General features: G+C 71.3%; 18 protein-coding genes. 13 read left to right on the top strand and 5 right to left on the bottom strand.

Features of this window, described 5'->3' with window-relative positions:
* Positions 1-21 precede the first annotated feature (21 nt).
* The 3 genes from ACGFI7_RS03420 to ACGFI7_RS03430 all read left to right on the top strand — a co-directional run bounded on the left by ACGFI7_RS03420 (position 22) and on the right by ACGFI7_RS03430 (position 5,035).
* A complete protein-coding gene (locus ACGFI7_RS03420) occupies positions 22-792 on the top strand; it encodes an ABC transporter ATP-binding protein (RefSeq protein WP_393398561.1) in 771 nt (256 codons plus the stop codon).
* Complete coding sequence (locus tag ACGFI7_RS03425; protein ID WP_393398563.1) at positions 789-2,351, top strand: hypothetical protein; 1,563 nt, start codon at positions 789-791, stop codon at positions 2,349-2,351. The genes ACGFI7_RS03420 and ACGFI7_RS03425 overlap by 4 nt, the downstream gene beginning before the upstream one ends.
* 68 nt (positions 2,352-2,419) lie before the next feature.
* Positions 2,420-5,035 carry a phosphoenolpyruvate carboxylase gene (locus tag ACGFI7_RS03430; protein WP_393398565.1) on the top strand — a complete coding sequence of 872 codons (2,616 nt, stop codon included), beginning with the start codon at positions 2,420-2,422 and terminating at the stop codon, positions 5,033-5,035.
* A gap of 5 nt (positions 5,036-5,040) precedes the next feature.
* Here the strand turns inward: ACGFI7_RS03430 and ACGFI7_RS03435 are convergent, their stop codons facing one another.
* From ACGFI7_RS03435 to ACGFI7_RS03450, 4 genes are all read right to left on the bottom strand, one after another.
* On the bottom strand, positions 5,041-5,643 hold the full coding sequence (locus ACGFI7_RS03435) for a lysoplasmalogenase (RefSeq protein ID WP_393398567.1): 603 nt from the start codon (positions 5,641-5,643) through the stop codon (positions 5,041-5,043).
* A 49-nt stretch (positions 5,644-5,692) separates the two neighbouring features.
* A complete protein-coding gene (locus tag ACGFI7_RS03440; RefSeq protein WP_393398569.1) occupies positions 5,693-6,769 on the bottom strand; it encodes an epoxide hydrolase family protein in 1,077 nt (358 codons plus the stop codon).
* A 62-nt stretch (positions 6,770-6,831) separates the two neighbouring features.
* On the bottom strand, positions 6,832-7,671 hold the full coding sequence (gene fdhD, locus ACGFI7_RS03445; protein ID WP_393398571.1) for a formate dehydrogenase accessory sulfurtransferase FdhD: 840 nt from the start codon (positions 7,669-7,671) through the stop codon (positions 6,832-6,834).
* Positions 7,668-9,872, bottom strand: coding sequence for an FdhF/YdeP family oxidoreductase (locus ACGFI7_RS03450; protein WP_393398573.1), 2,205 nt, complete (start codon positions 9,870-9,872; stop codon positions 7,668-7,670). Before ACGFI7_RS03450 ends, fdhD begins: the two co-directional genes overlap by 4 nt.
* Positions 9,873-9,947: 75 nt before the next feature.
* On the opposite strand from ACGFI7_RS03450, the gene ACGFI7_RS03455 reads away from it, so the two are divergent.
* The 8 genes from ACGFI7_RS03455 to ACGFI7_RS03490 all read left to right on the top strand — a co-directional run bounded on the left by ACGFI7_RS03455 (position 9,948) and on the right by ACGFI7_RS03490 (position 16,069).
* The gene (locus ACGFI7_RS03455) at positions 9,948-10,763 is read left to right on the top strand and encodes a biotin--[acetyl-CoA-carboxylase] ligase (RefSeq protein ID WP_393398575.1); all 816 of its coding nucleotides are present in this window, start codon (positions 9,948-9,950) and stop codon (positions 10,761-10,763) included.
* Between the two features lie 33 nt (positions 10,764-10,796).
* Positions 10,797-11,309 carry a PH domain-containing protein gene (locus ACGFI7_RS03460; protein WP_393398577.1) on the top strand — a complete coding sequence of 171 codons (513 nt, stop codon included), beginning with the start codon at positions 10,797-10,799 and terminating at the stop codon, positions 11,307-11,309.
* Between the two features lie 78 nt (positions 11,310-11,387).
* Positions 11,388-12,473, top strand: coding sequence for an S-(hydroxymethyl)mycothiol dehydrogenase (locus ACGFI7_RS03465; protein ID WP_393398579.1), 1,086 nt, complete (start codon positions 11,388-11,390; stop codon positions 12,471-12,473).
* The gene (locus ACGFI7_RS03470; protein WP_393398581.1) at positions 12,474-13,094 is read left to right on the top strand and encodes an MBL fold metallo-hydrolase; all 621 of its coding nucleotides are present in this window, start codon (positions 12,474-12,476) and stop codon (positions 13,092-13,094) included.
* A 95-nt stretch (positions 13,095-13,189) separates the two neighbouring features.
* A complete protein-coding gene (locus ACGFI7_RS03475) occupies positions 13,190-13,366 on the top strand; it encodes a bacterioferritin-associated ferredoxin (RefSeq protein WP_393398583.1) in 177 nt (58 codons plus the stop codon).
* An 18-nt stretch (positions 13,367-13,384) separates the two neighbouring features.
* Positions 13,385-13,870: a bacterioferritin gene (bfr, locus tag ACGFI7_RS03480; protein WP_393398585.1), complete on the top strand. Its 486-nt coding sequence runs from the start codon at positions 13,385-13,387 to the stop codon at positions 13,868-13,870.
* Between the two features lie 250 nt (positions 13,871-14,120).
* The gene (locus ACGFI7_RS03485) at positions 14,121-14,789 is read left to right on the top strand and encodes a response regulator transcription factor (protein ID WP_012888073.1); all 669 of its coding nucleotides are present in this window, start codon (positions 14,121-14,123) and stop codon (positions 14,787-14,789) included.
* 2 nt (positions 14,790-14,791) lie between these two features.
* Positions 14,792-16,069 carry an ATP-binding protein gene (locus ACGFI7_RS03490; RefSeq protein WP_393398587.1) on the top strand — a complete coding sequence of 426 codons (1,278 nt, stop codon included), beginning with the start codon at positions 14,792-14,794 and terminating at the stop codon, positions 16,067-16,069.
* A gap of 87 nt (positions 16,070-16,156) precedes the next feature.
* Here the strand turns inward: ACGFI7_RS03490 and ACGFI7_RS03495 are convergent, their stop codons facing one another.
* A complete protein-coding gene (locus ACGFI7_RS03495; protein WP_393398589.1) occupies positions 16,157-16,639 on the bottom strand; it encodes a GtrA family protein in 483 nt (160 codons plus the stop codon).
* A 171-nt stretch (positions 16,640-16,810) separates the two neighbouring features.
* Between ACGFI7_RS03495 and ACGFI7_RS03500 the strand changes: the two genes are divergently transcribed.
* Positions 16,811-17,959: a 5-(carboxyamino)imidazole ribonucleotide synthase gene (locus ACGFI7_RS03500; protein ID WP_393398591.1), complete on the top strand. Its 1,149-nt coding sequence runs from the start codon at positions 16,811-16,813 to the stop codon at positions 17,957-17,959.
* A 14-nt stretch (positions 17,960-17,973) separates the two neighbouring features.
* Entirely contained in the window at positions 17,974-18,462 is a 489-nt protein-coding gene (gene purE, locus ACGFI7_RS03505) for a 5-(carboxyamino)imidazole ribonucleotide mutase (RefSeq protein ID WP_393399594.1), read from the top strand.
* Positions 18,463-18,467: the final 5 nt, after the last annotated feature.

An 18,467-nucleotide genomic window follows, 5' to 3' on the forward strand; every position in this document is an offset into this window, starting at 1 on the left:
CCCTGCTCATAGAGTGGTCGCATGAAGGATGCCGTTCGCACGACGGGTCTGCTCAAGAGATACGGCACGCAGGTCGCCGTCGCGGGTGTCGACCTGGTGGTGCCCGCGGGCAGTTTCGCCGGTCTCGTCGGGCCCAACGGCGCCGGCAAGACCACCACCCTCAGCATGATCACGGGGCTGCTCCGGCCCGACGGCGGTCACGCGGAGATCGACGGGTTCCACGTCTGGCGCGACCCGGTCGCGGTCAAGTCCCGCATCGGCGTGCTCCCCGAAGGGCTGCGGTTGTTCGAGCGCCTGTCCGGCCGCGAGCTGCTCCTCTACAACGGCAGGCTGCGCGGCATCCCCAAGGACGAGGTCGAGCGGCGCGCCACCGACCTCCTCCAGGTGATGGACCTGGCGAGCGCGGCCGACAAGCTCGTCGTCGACTACTCGACCGGCATGCGCAAGAAGATCGGCCTGGCCGCCGCGCTGCTCCACAACCCGTCCGTGCTCTTCCTCGACGAGCCGTTCGAGGGCGTCGACCCGGTCAGCGCCAACACCCTCACCGAGGTGCTGCGCGCCTTCACCGCCTCCGGCTCCACCGTGATCTTCTCCAGCCACGTCATGGACCTGGTCGAGCGGCTGTGCGACTGGGTGTCGGTGATGAACCGCGGCCACATCGTCGCCCAGGGCCCGCTCGACCGGGTGCGCGACGGGCGCAGCCTCAACGAGACGTTCCTGGAGCTGGTCGGCGGCACGCAGACCGCCGGCGACGCCGGGCTGAGCTGGCTCGGTCAGCAGGAGACGCCGTGAGCACCGTCCTGCTCTTCGCCGAGCTCAAGCTGCGCCTGCTGTCCGGCAACCTGCGCGGCGACCTCGCGCGCAAGCTCGGCTTCGTCCTCACCCTCGTCGCGGCCGTGTTCACGGCCGGGCTCGGCTTCCTCCTGATGAGCCTGGTCCGGTTCGCGCCCCCCGACGTCGCCGCCGACATCGTCATCGTGGTGTTCACCCTGTTCCTGGTGAGCTGGATGATCGTGCCGCTGCTGGTGTTCGGGCTGGACGACACGCTCGACCCGGCGCGGCTGGCCCTCTTCCCGCTGCCCACGGGCCGGATGGCCGTCGGCATGTTCACCGCCTCCGCCACCGGCGTGTGGCCGCTCGCGTCGCTGATCATCACCGTGGGCGCGCTCGCCGGGCTGGCCTCCGGGATCGGCGGGCTGCTGATCGGCGTGCTCGCCGTGCTGCTGCAGTTCGCGCTCTGCCTGGTCGCCTCACGGCTGGTGACCACCTCGCTGTCCGGCGCGCTGCGCTCCCGGCGCGGCCGTGACGTGCTGGCGGTCGCCGCGATCGGCGCGGTGCTGCTGTTCCAGCTGCCCAACCTGCTGCTCAACAGCGACCTGGGCAACCCGATGGCGCTGCTGCACAGCACCGCGGGAGTGCTGCGCTGGACACCCCCCGGCATGGCCGCGCACGCCATCGCCGACGGCGGGCTGCTGGGCCTGGGCGAGCTGGTGGTCGTGGCGCTCGTCGTGGTGGCCGCCGCCTGGCTCTGGATCAAGGCGCTCAACCGCGCCCTGGTCACCCCCGATCAGTCCAACGAGGCCGCCTCGGTGCGCCGCGACAGCGGCTTCGTCGACCGGCTGCTGCCCGACGGGCCGCTGGCGGCCGTGGTGACCAAGGAGCTGAAGTACATCAGGCGCGAGCCCCGCTACCGCGTGGTCTGGTTCACCGCGGTCGTGGTGACCGCCGTGCTGGCCCTCTCGTTCAGCCGGGTCGACGGGCCCACCGGTCCCGGCGTGCCGATCGTGCTCACCGCCACCGGCGGGCTGATGGTCGCGCTGCAGCTGGTCAACGCGTTCGGCATCGACGGCCGCTCGCTGTGGATGAACGCCGTGGCCATCGGCTCCGAGCGCGGCCTCAGCGTCGACCTGGCGGGCCGCCACCTGGCCAACGCGATGATCGCGGCGCCGATGCTGGTGGTGATCGCGGTCGCCACCGGGCTGCTGACCGGCAGCCCCGAGGGCATCGTCTGGGCGGTCTTCGCGGGCCTCGGCTCGCTCGGCATCGGGCTCGGTGTCGGCTCCGTGACCAGCGTGCTCATCCCGTACACGATCCCCGAGCGGCTCAACGCGTTCACCGGCGCCGCGCCCGGCCAGGGCGGGCAGGCGCTCGCCTCGTCCATGGGCGCGATGGTCGGCATCTCCCTGCTGACGCTGCCGTTCCTGGTGCCGATGCTCTTCGGGCTGCTCTGGGTCTGCGCGCTCGCCCCCTTCTACGGCCTGGCCGCCGAGGTGTACGGCCGCAGGCTCGGCGCCCGCATCGGCTTCGCCCGGATGCCCGAGGTGCTGGCCGCCGTGTCGAAGCCCGCCTGACCAGTGGTCTAGTCCAATAAGTGAGACCCGTCTGCGGTGGCCGGAAAGCGGTGTATACGCTTCGAAGCATGATTGACCAGGGGCTGGAGCATCGCAGTGCCGCCGTGACCGAGATGCCCGACGAGCTGCGCCGCGACGTGCGGCTGCTCGGCAGCCTGCTCGGGCAGGTGATCGCCGAGCAGGGCGGAGAGGATCTGCTGGACGACGTCGAACGCCTGCGCAAGGCCGTCATCGCCGCCCGCAGGGGCGAGACGTCCGCCGACGAGATCGCCGCGATGGTGTCCGGATGGGAGATCGACCGGGCGGTGCAGATCGCGCGCGCCTTCACCTGCTACTTCCACCTGGCCAACCTGGCCGAGGAGCACTACCGCATCCGCTCCCTGCGCCGCCGCGACACCGAGGACGCGGTCCAGCGCGAGTCGCTGGCGCACGCCGTGCAGGAGCTGGGCCGTGAGCGCGTCGCCGACCTCGTCCGCGGCCTGGAACTGCACCCCGTGCTGACCGCCCATCCGACGGAGGCGCGCAGGCGCGCCGTCGCCACCGCCATCCAGCGTGTCAGCCACCAGCTCACCGAGTTCAACGCGCCCGAAAGGGGCGCGTCCGAGCGCGACGAGACCCAGCGCCGCCTGCTGGAGGAGATCGACCTGCTCTGGCGTACGGCGCAGCTCCGCAACACCCGGCTGGACCCGCTCGACGAGGTGCGCACCGCCATGGCCGCCTTCGACGAGACGCTGTTCAGGATGGTGCCCCAGGTCTACCGGTCGCTGGACGCGGCGCTGCACGACGGCACCGGCAAGCCGCTCGCCCGGCCGTTCATCCGCTTCGGCAGCTGGATCGGCGGCGACCGCGACGGCAACCCGAACGTCACCGCCAAGGTCACCCGCGAGGCCATCCAGATCCAGGCCGAGCACGTGCTCACCGCGCTGGAGAACGCCTGCTCGCGCATCGGCCGCACGCTCACCGCCTCCGCCCAGTTCGCCCCCGCGTCGGCCCGGCTGCGCGCCGCCCTGGACTCCTCCGTCGACCACCACCCCGACCTGGTCTCCGAGCTGGCCACCCGGTCGCCGCGCGAGCCGCACCGGCAGTGGCTGCTGTTCGTGGCCGCCCGCATCGCCGCCACCCGCCGCCGCGACCTCGACCTCGCCTACCGCGGCCCCGCGGAGCTCCTCGCCGACCTGCGCCTGGCGCAGGACAGCCTGGCCGAGAGCGCGCCCCGCCAGGCGTACGGGGAGCTCCAGCATCTGATCTGGCAGGTGGAGACGTTCGGCTTCCACCTGGCCGAGCTGGAGGTCCGCCAGCACTCCCAGGTGCACGCGGCCGCCCTGGAGGAGCTGCGCGCGGGCGGCCCGCTGTCGGAGCGCACCGAGGAGGTACTGGCCACGATCCGGGTCATCGCCTGGATCCAGGACCGGTTCGGCGTCGACGCCTGCTCCCGCTACGTGGTCTCGTTCACCCGCACCGCCGACGACGTCGCCGCCGTGTACGAGCTGGTCGCGCACGCGCTCGGCGGGCGCCCGCTGGCGCTGGACGTGGTGCCGCTGTTCGAGTCGGGCGAGGACCTGGCCAACTCGACCCGCGTGCTCACCGGCATGCTCGACATCCCGCAGATCCAGGAGCGCCTGGCCGCCACCGGCCGGCGCATGGAGATCATGCTGGGCTACTCCGACTCGGCCAAGGAACTCGGCCCGGCCGCCGCCACCCTCCGCCTGTACGAGGCGCAGGAGCAGCTCACGGCCTGGGCCGCCGCGCACGACGTCAAGCTGCGCATGTTCCACGGCCGGGGCGGCGCGCTCGGCCGGGGCGGCGGGCCGGCCAACCGCGCGGTGCTGGCCCAGGCGCCCGGCTCGGTCGCGGGCCGGTTCAAGGTCACCGAGCAGGGCGAGGTCATCTTCGCCCGCTACGCCCACATGGCGATCGCCCGCCGCCACATGGAGCAGGTCGCCAACGCCGTCCTGCTGGCCTCGTCGGCCACGGTCGGCGCCCGCACCGCCGCCGCCGCCGAACGCTTCCGCCCGCTCGCCGAGCGGGTCGCCAGGGCGTCGGAGGAGGCGTACCGCGCGCTCACCGAGGCCCCCGGCTTCCCCGAGTGGTTCGCCCTGGTCAGCCCGCTGGAGGAGATCGGCTCCCTGCGACTCGGCTCCCGCCCGGCCCGCCGCGGACTCGGCGCGCCGCGCTCGCTCGACGACCTGCGGGCCATCCCGTGGGTGTTCGCCTGGGCGCAGACCCGGGTCAACCTGCCCGGCTGGTACGGCCTCGGCACCGGCCTGGCCGCCGCCGACTCGCTGGAGGAGCTGCAGGCGGCCTACGCCGAGTGGCCGCTGTTCAACGCGCTGCTCGACAACGCCGAGATGTCGCTGGCCAAGACCGACCGTTCGATCGCGTCCCGCTATCTCGCGCTCGGCGGCAGGGACGACTTCACCGAGCGGGTCCTGGAGGAGTACGACCGCACCCGCACGCTGGTGCTGCGGGTCACCGGGCACAAGCGCCTGCTGGAGAACCGCAAGGTCCTCTCCCGCGCGGTCCAGCTTCGCGACCCGTACGTGGACGCGCTGTCGCACCTGCAGCTGCGGGCCCTGACGGTGCTGCGCACCGGCGACCCGTCCGACCACGAGCGCGAGCGCCTGTCGACGCTGCTCCTGCTGTCGGTCAACGGCGTGGCGGCGGGCCTGCAGAACACGGGCTGACGGATCTACGGACGCGGGTCCGGGGCGGCGCGCAGCACGCCCCGGACGATCAGGAACTGGGCCAGGATGTAGGTCGTCATCAGGATCACGCTGCGCCCGGTGAAGTCGGTGCCCGTCACGCCCAGCCCCACCAGGAAGTCGGAGAACACGAACAGCCCGGCCCCCACCCCCGCGACCAGGTTGACCCCGGCCGCCAGGGCCGCCATCGTGACCAGCGTCAGGCCGTACACGAGCACCGGGACCGCCAGCCCGCCGAGCGGCTGCCACAGCACCACGGCGGCGGCCGCCCACACCAGCAGGTAGGCGACGGCGGCCCAGCGCGGCCGGGAGCCCATCCGGACGAACACCGCGATGTAGCAGATCTGCATCACCAGGAACGCCGTCATCCCGACGAGGAACGCGACCTGCCCGTCCACCATCAGCGCCGTGTCCCCGGCGGAGCCGAACACCAGCCCGATGGCCAGCAGCCGCTGCCGCGGCGCGGTCCGCAGCACGTACGCGGCCAGCACCAGGCAGAGCAGCGGCTTGGCCACCCACTCCAGCCACTCGATGCCCAGGGCCACGGCCACGAGGTCGGCCACGGCGAGCACCCCGAAAAGGATCAGCACCGGACAAACAGTAGTGGCCCGGTCGCGAGGACCGGGCCACCGAGTCGGCTCAGGAGAGGCTGAGGAAGAAGTCGCGGATGTCCGAGGTCAGGGCGTCCGTCGCACTGTGGGCGGTGTAGTGGCCGTGGGCCGGGGCCGGGAGCGTCTTCCAGGAGACGATGCGGCTGTGGTCGCGCTCCGCGAAGGGCCGGATGGACTTGAAGTCGCCCTCGCCCATGGCCAGCGCGGTCGGCACCGTCGTCGGCCCGAACGGCTGCTCGGCGCGGGCGTTCTCCCAGTAGAGCCGGATCGCCGACGCGGCGGTGCCGGTGAACCAGTAGACCGAGGCGTTGGCCAGCACGAAGTCGTCGTCCAGGTCGTCGTCGAGGAGCTGGGCCAGCCAGCCGAGCAGGCCCGAGGGGGAGTCCATCAGGGCGTGCGCCAGGGTCTGGGGCTGCTGGGAGTGGAGCACGTTGAAGGCGCCCTTCTCCTTCCAGAACCAGTCGAGCACCGCCAGGCCCTGCTGGTCCTCCTCCGAGAGGCCGGCGAACTCGGCCGGGTCGCCCGAGGGGAAGGAGAAGAGCTGGGTCACGTGGACGCCGACGCAGTGCTCCGGGTCGACCCGGCCGATCTCGGGGGAGATCATCGAGCCGGCGTCGTTGCCCACCGCGCCGTACCGGGTGTAGCCGAGGCGGGACATCAGCTCGGCCCAGGCGCGGGCGATGCGCTGGTTGTTCCAGCCCAGTTCCTTGGCCGGGCCGGAGAAGCCGTAGCCCGGCAGCGACGGGATGACCAGGTGGAAGCGGCGCGACAGGGGCTCGATGGCGTCGAGGTACTCCAGGAAGCTGCCCGGCCAGCCGTGGGTGAGGATCAGCGGCAGCGCGTCCGGATCGGCCGAGCGGATGTGCATGAAGTGGATCTGCTGCCCGTCGATCTCGGTGATGAACTGCGGGTGGGCGTTGACCCTGGCCTCCAGCGCGCGCCAGTCGAACCCGTCGCGCCAGTAGGACACCAGCCGCTTGACGCGCTCGACCGAGACGCCCTGGTCGACTCCGGGGATCTCGTCGGCGAAGCGGGTCATCGCCAGCCGGGCGCGCAGGTCGTCGAGGTCGGCCTGGGGGATCTCGATGCTGAACGGTCGGATCATGTCGGCTCCTCGAATTGAACGGAACGGCTTGTTCTGTTCCTATAGTAGCAGAACGGAATGCTTCATTCCACCAAAATCCGCTCATGACCCGCGTAGACGTTGCACCGCTCCCCCCGCAGGAACCCGACCAGCGTCAGCCCGAACTCCCTGGCCAGGTCGACCGCCAGCGACGAGGGCGCCGAGACCGCGCACACCACCGGCACGCCCGCCGCCAGCGCCTTCTGCATGATCTCGTAGCTCGCCCGGCCGCTCACCATGAGCAGGTGCCCGGCCAGCGGAAGCCGGCCGGCCATGGCCGACCAGCCGACGAGCTTGTCGACGGCGTTGTGCCGGCCCACGTCCTCACGTACCGCCAGCCGGGTGCCGTCGGCGGCGAACAGGCCGGCGGCGTGCAGCCCGCCCGTCTTGCCGAACACGCCCTGCCCGGCCCGGAGCGCGTCCGGAAGCCCGTACAGCACCTCGGGGGAGATCGGCGGCCCGCCCGGCGGGAGCGGATCGCACCGCTCGTGCAGCCGGTCCAGCCCGGCCGAGCCGCACACCCCGCACGCGCTGGAGGTCACGAAGTGCCGCTCCAGCGCGGGCAAATCGGGCACCGGCCCGCGCAGCCGCACGGTGACCGTGTTGTAGCGCTCCTCCGGCGCCAGGTCCTCGTCGGTGCAGTACGCGATGGACGCGATGTCCGCCGCCCCCGCCAGCCCCTCGCCGTGCAGGAACCCGGCGGCCAGCTCGAAGTCGTGCCCGGGGGTGCGCATGGTGATCGCCACGGTCTTGCGCGTCCCGTCGGCCCCGTGGAGCCGGATCTCCATCGGCTCCTCGGTGGCCAGGTCGTCGCGGCGCTCGCGGACCGCGCGCCCCGACAGCTCGCGGATCCGGGCGCGGGTGGTGGGCCCCGGCCGGGTCACAACGGCCGCACGGTGACGACGGCGTTGTAGTCGGGGATCCGCGCCTGCGGCGACCGGCGCGCCTCGTCCAGCAGCACGTTGCCCTCCGGCCAGTGCACCTGCAGGTTGCCGGGCACGAGCGGGGCGCGCAGCACCTTCCCCCGGTACGAGCGCTCGCCCGCGCGCAGCTCGACCGGGGCGCCATCGGGCAGGCCCAGCCGGTCGGCGTCGTACGGGCTCATCAGCACGGCCTCGCGCATCGCGCCGTTGAAGCCGTCGACGCGCTCGTGGACCATGCTGTTGAACTGCTTGCCGCGCCGCGTCGCGACGGAGAAGGTGCCGTCGGGCCGCTCCAGCGCGGGCGGCTCGACCACGGAGAACCCGCCCCGGCCGTCGGGCGTCGGGAATCGCCCACCGGGGCAGAGGTGACGCCCGCCGTACTGGACGTGGTCGCCGAACCGCCGCAGCCCCGCGATGCCCGCGTAGAAGGGCACCGCGCGCTCGATCTCGGTGCGGATCGCGGGCGTGCCGGTGAACCGCACGTGTCTCGAAATTTCGGGACGTGTGGTGGCGGCCAGCTCGGTGAAGATCTTCCACTCCGGCCACGCCTCGCCGATCCGCGGCCCCTCCACCTCCGGCGAGAAGATCACCCGCCGCTCGGTGGACGTCTCGGTCACCCCGCCCGCCATCTCGTACCGCGTCTGGGCCGGCAGCAGCAGCACGTCACCCTCGGACGGCACCAGCATCTGCGACGACAGCACGATGTCGATGTGCACCCGCAGCTTGAGCCGCGACAGCGCCTCCCGGCAGTAACGCGGATCGGGCAGCACCTCCAGGAAGTTGCCGCCGGAGGAGACCAGCGCGTCCAGCTCCCGCGCGTGCGCCGCGTCGATCATGTCGGTCGCGGTCAGCCCCGGCGTCGCCGGCACCTCGAACCCCCACATCCCGGAGAACTTCGCTGCGTTCTCCGGCGTGATGGGCAGACCGCCCGGCAGCCCCGTCGCGTACGCGCCCATCTCGGCCCCGCCCTGCACGCCGCTGTGGCCGCGGATCGGCATCAGCCCGCTCCCGTCGCGCCCCACGAAGCCGCGGGCCAGCGCCAGGTTGACGATCGCGCGTACGTTGTCCTCGCCGTGGGTGTGCTGGGTGATGCCCATCGACCACACCAGCACGGCCGAGCGCGCCCGGCCCAGCATCCTGGCCAGCCGCAGCATCTCGTCCCTGGTCGAACCGGAGAGCGCCTCCAGCACCTCCCAGGACTGCTCCGCCACGGCCCGGCGGGCCTCCTCGAAGCCGGTGGTGTGCTCGGCGACGAACTTCTCGTCGACCCAGTCGTTCTCGATCAGGTGCTTGAGCACCCCGTTCAGGAAGCCGATGTCGCCGCCCTGGTGCACGCCGAAGAACTCGTCGGTGATCTTCGTGCCGAACACGGCCGACTCGGCGTTGGACGGCACCCAGTAGCGTTCCATCCCCGGCTCGCGGTAGGCGTTGATCATGGCGATCCGGGTGCCGGCCTTCTTGGCGTGGTACAGGTACTTCATCGCCACCGGCTGGTTGTTCGACGGGTTCGACCCGATGAACACGATCAGGTCGGAGCCGATCCAGTCCTGATACGAGCAGGTGGTGGCCGCCGCCCCGATGGTGTCCTTGAGCGCCACCGTCGACGGCGAGTGACAGATGCGCGCGGCGTTGTCGACGTTGTTGGTGCCGAGGGCGCGCACCGCCTTCTGGGCCGCGTAGTAGTTCTCGTTCGGCATCCCGCGACTGGTCAGGTAGGCGCCGAAGCGCGCGTCGCGCAGCCCGCCGGCCGCCACCCGCAGCGCCTCGTCCCACGACACGCGGGTGAACCCGGCCTCGCCGGCGCGCCGCAGCATCGGGTACGGCAGCCGCCCCAGCTCGCGCAGCTCGGCGCTCTTCTTCCCGGCCAGCCGGTCGGCGTCCGCCAGCACCGACACGTCCAGCGCGGGCATCGTGTTGAGCGGCAGCAGCCGCAGCCTGATGTTGCACAGATGGATTTCCCGCATGGTCCAGTCGCGCATGCCCTTGGTGCCGAGCGCGCACCCGTCGCACGTCCCCCGGGTGAGGATCCGCCACGCGTAGCGCCGGTTGCCCTTGACCGACCGGAACGCCTTGATCAGCTCCAGGTAGTTGTTCGGCTTGCGGAGTCCCAGGCCGAACGGCCGCCACGAGGCCCAGTTGCGCGGATCCAGTCGCTTGCTCATGCATCCATCTTGCTCCTGGTCAATCCCTGGTCGGGCACCGCCTTCCGTCAGGGGAAGGTGCGAGAGGATGGAGAGATGTCTCGCTACTCCGACCTCGACCGTCCGCCCCTGTCCGAGGCGGCGCTCAACCGGGCCCTGGTCCGCCCCGGCTCACTGTGGACGGGCGTCACGGTCGTCGACAGCACCGGCTCCACCAACGCCGACCTCGCGGGCGCCGCGCGGGCCGGCGCCCGCGAAGGCGCGGTGCTGGTCGCCGAGGAGCAGGTCGCGGGGCGCGGCAGGCTGGGCCGCACGTGGACGGTCCCGGCCTACGCGGGGCTGACGTTCTCGGTCCTGCTCAGGCCCACCGTGCCGGTCGCCGCGTACGGATGGCTGCCGCTGCTGTTCGGCGTGGCCGCCGCGTCCGCGGTGCGCCGCCTCGCCGAGGTGGACGTGCGCCTGAAATGGCCCAACGACCTGCTGATCGGCGAGCGGAAGCTGGCCGGGGTGCTGGCCGAGCGGGTCGACGACGGGGTGGTCGTCGGCATGGGGCTGAACGTCTCGCCGCGCGAGGACGAACTGCCCGTCGAGACCGCGACCTCGCTCGCCGTGGAGAAGGCCGCCTGCCTCGACCGCGACCCGCTGCTGCGGGCCGTGCTGCGTGAGGTCGCCACCCACTACCACGAGTGGGGCGAGGCCGGCGGCGACGCCGACGCCTGCGGGCTGCGCGCCGCCTACCTGGCCGCCTCCGCCACCGTCGGCCGTGACGTGCGGGTCGAGCTGCCCGGCGACACCGTGCTCACCGGCCGCGCCACCGGCATCGACCACTCCGGCCACCTGCAGGTGAGCGCCGACGACCAGGCCTACACGCTGAGCGCCGGAGACGTCGTACATGTTCGGGCCACGCCGTAGCTTCGGATCATGCCGAGGTGGCACCATTTGCGCATGACCATTCCCGACCACCACCTGACACAAGGTGAGCGCCGCGTCCGGTCCTTCAACCCGCACTGGAAGCGGCTGGTCGTCCCCTTCATCGCGCTCATCCTCATCGCCGTCGCCTCCGGCGTGGCGATCTACTTCATCCCGGGCACCTGGGAGTACGCCGGCTACGCCCGCATCGCGGTCGCCGTCGTCGGGCTGATCCTGCTGACCATCTGGTCGTTCGTCCCGTACCTGCAGTGGAAGAACACCGGCTACGTCCTCACCACCCACCGCTTCACGATCAGCACGGGCGTGCTCAACAAGTCGACCGACGAGATCCCGATGGCTAAGGTCAACACCGTCAGCTCCGACCAGACGTTCTTCGAGCGGCTGCTGGGCTGCGGCACCCTCACCGTCGAGTCCGCGGGCGAGCGCGGGGAGATCGTGCTGCGCGACATCCCCCGGATCCAGGAGGTCCGCACCGAGCTGTTCCGCCTGCTGGAGGACGCCGCCGACGGCCAGATCGACGGCCGGTAGCCCGCCCGCGCGGGAGTCTCGGCGTGGTGCGCCCGCATGTCTTGCGGAGATCACCCTCCTGCACACAAGATGGCTGGCATGCCGTACGAAGTGCAGGGTGTCATCGCCCGGGGCAAGGGCCAGGAAGTCTCTCTCGAAACGGTGCTCGTTCCCGATCCGGGTCCGGGCGAGGCGGTGGTGACCGTGCAGGCCTGCGGGGTCTGCCACACCGACCTCCACTATCGTCAGGGAGGCATCAGCGACGACTACCCGTTCCTACTCGGGCACGAGGCGGCGGGCGTCGTCGAGGCGGTCGGCGAGGGCGTCACCGGCCTGGAGCCGGGTGACTTCGTCATCCTCAACTGGCGGGCCGTGTGCGGCCAGTGCCGGGCCTGCCTGCGCGGCCGGCCGTGGTACTGCTTCAACACCCACAACGCCACCCAGAAGATGACGCTCACCGACGGCACCGAGCTGTCGCCCGCGCTCGGCATCGGCGCGTTCATCGGCAAGACGCTGGTCGCCGCCGGGCAGTGCACGAAGGTCTCGGCCGAGGCGCCGGCGTCGGTCGCCGGGCTGCTGGGCTGCGGCGTGATGGCCGGCATCGGCGCCGCCATCAACACCGGCGGCGTCACCCGCGGCGACACGGTCGCGGTCATCGGCTGCGGCGGCGTCGGCGACGCCGCCGTACTCGGCGCCTCCCTGGCCGGCGCCGCCAAGATCATCGCGGTGGACGTGGACGACCGCAAGCTCGAGTGGGCCCGCGGCTTCGGCGCCACCGACACGGTCAACTCCCGCGCCGGCGACCCGGTCGAGGCGATCCGCGAGCTCACCGGCGGCTTCGGCGCCGACGTGGTCATCGAGGCGGTCGGCCGCCCCGAGACCTACGAGCAGGCCTTCTACGCCCGCGACCTGGCCGGCACCGTCGTGCTCGTGGGCGTGCCCACCCCGGAGATGCGCATCGACCTGCCGCTGCTGGACGTGTTCGGCCGGGGCGGCGCGCTCAAGTCGTCGTGGTACGGCGACTGCCTGCCCACCCGCGACTTCCCGATGCTCATCGACCTGTTCCTGCAGCACCGGCTGCCGCTCGACAAGTTCGTCTCCGAGACGATCGCCCTTGACGGGGTGGAAGAGGCCTTCCACAAGATGGAGCGGGGCGAGGTCCTGCGGTCGGTGGTGATCCTCTAAATGCTCGACAGGGTCATCACCTCCGGCACCTTCTCCCTCGACGGCGGCACGTGGGACGTCGACAACAACGTCTGGCTGGTCGGCGACGCCCGCGAGGTCGTCGTCATCGACGCCGCGCACGACGCCGAGGCCATCGCCCGGCGGGTCGGCGGGCGCCGGGTGCGCGCCATCGTCTGCACCCACGCGCACAACGACCACGTCAACGCCGCCGCCGAGCTGGCCCGCCGCACCGGCGCGCCGATCCGGCTGCACCCCGACGACCAGGTGCTCTGGGACCAGGTCTACGGGAGCGAGGTCGCCTACGAGCCGATCGTCGACGGCGAGAAGATCGAGGCGGGCGGGATCGCGCTGCAGGTCATCCACACCCCGGGCCACTCGCCGGGCGCGGTCTGCCTGTACGCTCCGGAAGTGGGCGCGCTGTTCAGCGGCGACACGCTGTTCAAGGGCGGCCCCGGGGCGACCGGGCGGTCCTACTCGTCCTTCGACACGATCATCGAGTCGATCCGCGAGCGGCTGCTGGTGCTGCCGCCCGAGACCGTCGTGCACACCGGGCACGGCGACTCGACCTCGATCGGCGCGGAGGCGCCCGATCTGGAGGAGTGGATCGCCCGCGGCCACTGACACCACCTTATGGCGCACCTCACATAGGCAAGCCTTACCTCAGTGAGCTACCTTAGGTATGCCTTACCTGATTAGCTCCCGAGAGGCTGCCCCGGATGTACGTGTGTGTTTGTCGTGCTGTGACCGAGAACGAGGTCCACGACTGCATTTCCGCGGGCGCCAAGAGCGCTAAGCAGGTACGCGACACAACGGGCGCCGGGGGCGACTGCGCCCGTTGTGTACGGAAGATCTGTGCGATGCTGAAACGGTCTGACGAACTGACCACGGCATAGCACGAGGGGCCTGTTTCCATGCAGGGTGACAAGCAGATCATCGAGTTGCTCAACGAGCAGCTCACGGCGGAGCTCACCGCCATCAACCAGTACTTCCTGCACGCCAAGATGCAGCAGAACTGGGGCTACACCAAGCTCGCCGAGCACACTCGATACGAGTCGATCGACGAGATGAAGCATGCCGAGCGTCTCACCGACCGCATCCTGTTCCTCGAAGGGCTGCCCAACTACCAGCGGCTGGGCACGCTCCACATCGGTCAGACCGTGCGCGAGCAGCTCCAGGCCGACCTGGAGGTCGAGATGAGCGTCGTGCAGCGGCTGCGGCCCGGCATCGCGCTGATGCGCGAGAAGGGCGACATCACCTCCGCCCGCATCTTCGAGGAGATCCTCGAGGACGAGGAGAAGCACATCGACTACCTGGAGACCGAGCTCGGCCTCATCGAGACGCTCGGCGAGCAGCTCTATCTCGCCCGCTACGCCGAGCCGCCGTCCACCGACGACTGAGCCGCCGTTCCACCCGGACGACTGACCCCCCGCGCCCAGCCCCCTGCCGCCGCGACCCCCGCCCGCCGGTTATTTCCGGCGGGCGCGCGCGTTTCTGGAGGGGCAAGGGTTTACCGCCGAGAACCGCGGTAATTTAATCACGACTAACCGACATTTAGTCGCGTTTGCCCAGGTCAATAGATAGGTCAACTACGAGTCAAACCGCGCGCTGTGCCCGGGAAACGATCCTCTAAGGTCCTACGATCGCTCCATGACCTGCGTACTTCTCGCCGAGGATGACACCTCGATTTCCGAGCCGCTCGCGCGCGCCCTGCGCCGCGAGGGCTACCAGGTTGAGGTGAGCCCCGACGGCCCGCAGGCCCTGGAGAGGGCACTGTCGGGTGGCATCGACCTCATCGTTCTGGACCTGGGCCTGCCCGAGATGGACGGCCTCGAAGTGGCCCGCCGCATCCGCGCCGAGGGACACGGCACCCCCGTGCTCATCCTCACGGCCCGGGTGGACGAGGTCGACACGGTCGTCGGCCTCGACGCCGGCGCCGACGACTACGTCACCAAGCCGTTCCGCCTCGCCGAACTGCTCGCCCGGGTGCGGGCCCTGCTGCGGCGCGGCACGTCCGAGACCCCGGTGGTGCAGGGCGTCCGCATCGACGCCGACTCCCGTCGCGCCTGGATGGGCGACAAGGAGCTCCACCTCACGACCAAGGAGTTCGACCTGCTGCGCGTGCTGGTGCGCGACGCCGGCAAGGTGGTCACCCGCGAACAGATCATGCGCGAGGTATGGGACACCAACTGGTGGGGGTCGACCAAGACCCTCGACATGCACATCTCGTGGCTGCGCCGCAAGCTGGGCGACGACGCCGCCAAGCCCCGTTACATCACGACCGTCCGGGGAGTCGGCTTCCGCTTCGAACGCGAGTAGGCATGCGCCGACGCCTGCTCTCCTCAACCCTCCTCGTCGCCGCCATCGCCGTCCTGCTGCTCGGGGTGCCTCTCGGCGTCGTCGTCAGCCGCCTGATCGTCGACGAGGCCGCCCAGGAGCTCAGGGCGGAGGCCACCCGCCTGGTGGGTGAGGTCGAGTACGCCCGCATCCAGGAGACGCCGCTCGACCCGCAGCAGCTGGAGCAGAAATACCCGGATCGCTACATCCAGATATTCGAACGCGGGAACCCCCCGAAGGCCACCGTCGTCGGCACGCCACCGCCCTCGGGTCAGCAGATGACCGAGGACGCCGAGTCCGACAGCGGCATCTTCGTCCGGGTGAGCCGCGACCGGGCCCAGGTCGAGCAGGACGTGTACGCGCGCCTGCTGCTGATCGTCGCCCTGGCCGTCGCGGCTCTCGCCGTCGCCGTCGGCCTGGCCATCGTCCAGTCCCGCCGGCTCACGCTGCCCTTGCAGGACCTCGCCAAGATCGCCGAACGGCTCGGCTCCGGGGACGCCCGGCCGAGCAAGCACCGTTACGGCATCCCCGAGCTCGACCGGGTGGCCCAGGTCCTCGACCGCAGCGCCACCCGCATCTCCGACCTGCTCACCCGCGAGCGCGAGTTCGCCACCGACGCGTCGCACCAGCTCCGCACCCCGCTGACCGGCCTCACCATGCGGCTGGAGGAGATCGTCGCCGCCTCCGACCACCCCGACGTCGTACGCGAGGAGGGCGAGGCGGCCATCGTGCAGGCCGAGCGGCTCACCGCGGTGATCGACGAGCTGCTCGCCGCGGCCCGCCGCCAGCGGCACTCGCAGGCGGAGCCGATCTCCATCGACGAGGTGCTGGTCCAGCAGGTGACCGAGTGGGACCCGGTCTTCCGCGGCGTGGGCCGCAGGCTCGTGCTCGGCGGCACCCGCGGCCTCAAGGCGCTGGCCACCACCGGCGGCTTCGGCCAGGTCATCGCCACGCTGCTGGAGAACTCCCTGCGCCACGGCGGCGGCGCCGTCACCGTCAGCACGACGAGCGGCGACAACTACGTGGTGATCGAGGTGACCGACGAGGGCCCGGGGATCGACGACGACATCGCGCCCAAGATCTTCGAGCGGAACGTGAGCGGGGGTGGCGGCACCGGGCTGGGGCTGACGCTCGCCCGCGCGCTGGCCGCCGCCGACGGCGGGCGGCTCGAACTGGTGCGCAGGAGGCCGGCGACGTTCGCGGTCTTCCTGCGGCCGGCCGACGACCCGGGCAGGAACCGCGTGGTCAGCGGCCCCGCATGAGGCGGGCCCCGGGAAGCTCAGCGGCCCCGCGTGAGGCGGGGCCCCGGGAAGCTCAGTGCTCCTGCGTGACGCCGGACCTCGGGAAGCTCAGCGCTTCTGCTTGACGCCGACCTCGGGAAGCTCGGCCGGGATCGGCGTCGTGGCCTCCAGGAACACCCACTTCTTGTAGGACCAGTAGCGGAACAGGGTGCCGAGGCCGACGCCGACGATGTTGGCGACGTTGAGGCTGAGCGGGTCGTCGAGCTTCAGCGTGTAGGTGGTGAACCCGATCACCAGCACGCCGAACAGCAGCGCGATGCCGTTCATCAGGAAGAACAGGAAGTATTCGCGGCCCAGGCCGCTCTGCTCGCGGTGGCGGAACGTCCAGAAGCGGTTTCCCGCGTACGCGAAGCTGGTGGAGATCGTCGTGGCCACGACCTTCGAGGTCATCGGCCCGATCCCGAAGACCAGGTGGAACAGGTTGAGCGTGCCGAGGTCGATCAGGAACGCGATCCCGCCGATGATCCCGAACTTGGTGAGCTCATGGACGAGGGCGGCGAACCGCTGGTAAAGACTCTTGACCAACCGCACGTTTCTGCTCGGCCCTTCCGCCTCGTCGAATCACGACCACCTCAGCGTACCGGCGTACCTAACCGCCCGCGTCAGGATCCTCTTTCCTGAACACATCACCTCATAACGCGATCCGCCGGAGGAGTGCTCTACCTGGGGTGCTCCGGAAGACGGCCGGTATGCTCACCACACGTGAACGCATACAGCCCCATCGGCCCCGTCGTCGGCATCGTCGGCGCCGGGCAGCTCGCCCGGATGACGCAGCCACCGGCCATCGCCCTCGGCGTCGAGCTGCGCGTGCTCGCCGGCGCCCCCGACGAGAGCGCCGCGCGCGTCATCGTCGACACCCACGTCGGCGACTACCGCTCCCTCGACGACCTGCGCGCGTTCGCCCAGGGCTGTCACGCGATCACCTTCGACCACGAACACGTGCCAGGCGACCACATCCGGGCCCTCATCGACGACGGCCACGCCGTCCACCCCGGCCCCGACGCCCTCGTGCACGCGCAGGACAAGGCCGTCATGCGCGAGCGGCTGACCGCGATCGGCGCCCCTTGTCCTGCCTGGGCCCGCGTGTCCACCCCCGGCGAGGCGGCCGCGTTCGCCGCCGAGCACGGCTGGCCGGTGGTGCTCAAGGCGATCACCGGCGGCTACGACGGCCGCGGCGTGTGGGTGTGCGACTCGGAGGAGGCCGCGGCCGAGGCGTTCCAGGCCGGGTCGCCGCTGCTGGCGGAGGCGTTCGTGCCGTTCGAGCGCGAGCTGGCCGTCCTCGTCGCCCGCTCCCCGCACGGCCAGGGCGTCTCCTACCCCGTCGTGGAGACCGTGCAGCGCGACGGCATCTGCGTCGAGGTGCTGGCCCCGGCCCCCGGCCTCGACCCCGAGGAGGCGGCCGAGGCGCAGCGGGTCGCCCTGCGGATCGCCGACGAGCTGGGCGTCACGGGCCTGCTGGCCGTCGAGATGTTCCAGACCCGCCGCGGGCTGCTGGTCAACGAGCTGGCCATGCGCCCGCACAACAGCGGCCACTGGACCATCGAGGGCTCCCGCACCTCCCAGTTCGAGCAGCACCTGCGGGCCGTGCTCGACCTGCCGCTCGGCACCCCCGCCATGACCGCCCCTGCGGTCGTCATGGCCAACCTGCTCGGCGGCGAGGACCCCGACCTGTTCAAGCGGTACGAGCACGTGATGGCCCACGACCCCGGCGTGAAGGTGCACTTCTACGGCAAGCAGGTGCGTCCCGGCCGTAAGATCGGCCACGTCACCGCCGTCGGCGACGACCTCGACGAGGTCAGGGCCCGCGCCCGGCACGCCGCCGTCTACCTGATGACCGGGGAGTACACGTGAGCATCGGCATCGTCATGGGCAGCGACTCCGACTGGCCGGTGATGAAGGCCGCCGCCGAGGCGGTGGCCGAGTTCGGCGTCCCGTTCGAGGCCGACGTGGTCTCCGCCCATCGGATGCCGGCCGAGATGATCGAGTACGGCCGGCGCGCCGCCGACCGCGGCGTCGAGGTCATCATCGCGGGCGCGGGTGGCGCCGCCCACCTGCCCGGCATGCTCGCCTCGGTGACGCCGCTGCCGGTGATCGGGGTGCCGGTGCCGCTGAAGTACCTCGACGGCATGGACTCTCTGCTGTCCATCGTCCAGATGCCCGCCGGGGTGCCCGTCGCGACCGTCGCGGTCGGCGGCGCGCGCAACGCCGGCCTGCTCGCCGTACGCATCCTCGCCGCCACCGACGCCACCCTGCGCGCCCGCATGGTCGAGTTCCAGGAGCGGCTCAAGGAGCAGGCGTACGCCAAGGGCGAGCGGCTGCGCGCCGAGGCGGCGGCGCTCAAGCCGGCCGATTGACCCGC

The sequence above is a fragment of the Nonomuraea sp. NPDC048826 genome (assembly GCF_043198225.1).
GTDB lineage: Bacteria > Actinomycetota > Actinomycetes > Streptosporangiales > Streptosporangiaceae > Nonomuraea.

What these genes read in the sequence shown, in the direction of transcription:
- ACGFI7_RS03465 (WP_393398579.1), top strand. Translation starts at nt 11,388, where the DNA reads ATGCCGTACGAAGTGCAGGGTGTCATCGCCCGGGGCAAGGGCCAGGAA.
- ACGFI7_RS03450 (WP_393398573.1), bottom strand. Translation starts at nt 9,872, where the DNA reads ATGAGCAAGCGACTGGATCCGCGCAACTGGGCCTCGTGGCGGCCGTTC.
- ACGFI7_RS03420 (WP_393398561.1), top strand. Translation starts at nt 22, where the DNA reads ATGAAGGATGCCGTTCGCACGACGGGTCTGCTCAAGAGATACGGCACG.
- ACGFI7_RS03470 (WP_393398581.1), top strand. Translation starts at nt 12,474, where the DNA reads ATGCTCGACAGGGTCATCACCTCCGGCACCTTCTCCCTCGACGGCGGC.
- ACGFI7_RS03430 (WP_393398565.1), top strand. Translation starts at nt 2,420, where the DNA reads ATGATTGACCAGGGGCTGGAGCATCGCAGTGCCGCCGTGACCGAGATG.
- ACGFI7_RS03440 (WP_393398569.1), bottom strand. Translation starts at nt 6,769, where the DNA reads ATGATCCGACCGTTCAGCATCGAGATCCCCCAGGCCGACCTCGACGAC.
- ACGFI7_RS03460 (WP_393398577.1), top strand. Translation starts at nt 10,797, where the DNA reads ATGACCATTCCCGACCACCACCTGACACAAGGTGAGCGCCGCGTCCGG.
- ACGFI7_RS03490 (WP_393398587.1), top strand. Translation starts at nt 14,792, where the DNA reads ATGCGCCGACGCCTGCTCTCCTCAACCCTCCTCGTCGCCGCCATCGCC.
- ACGFI7_RS03485 (WP_012888073.1), top strand. Translation starts at nt 14,121, where the DNA reads ATGACCTGCGTACTTCTCGCCGAGGATGACACCTCGATTTCCGAGCCG.
- ACGFI7_RS03455 (WP_393398575.1), top strand. Translation starts at nt 9,948, where the DNA reads ATGTCTCGCTACTCCGACCTCGACCGTCCGCCCCTGTCCGAGGCGGCG.
- purE (WP_393399594.1), top strand. Translation starts at nt 17,974, where the DNA reads ATGGGCAGCGACTCCGACTGGCCGGTGATGAAGGCCGCCGCCGAGGCG.
- bfr (WP_393398585.1), top strand. Translation starts at nt 13,385, where the DNA reads ATGCAGGGTGACAAGCAGATCATCGAGTTGCTCAACGAGCAGCTCACG.
- ACGFI7_RS03475 (WP_393398583.1), top strand. Translation starts at nt 13,190, where the DNA reads ATGTACGTGTGTGTTTGTCGTGCTGTGACCGAGAACGAGGTCCACGAC.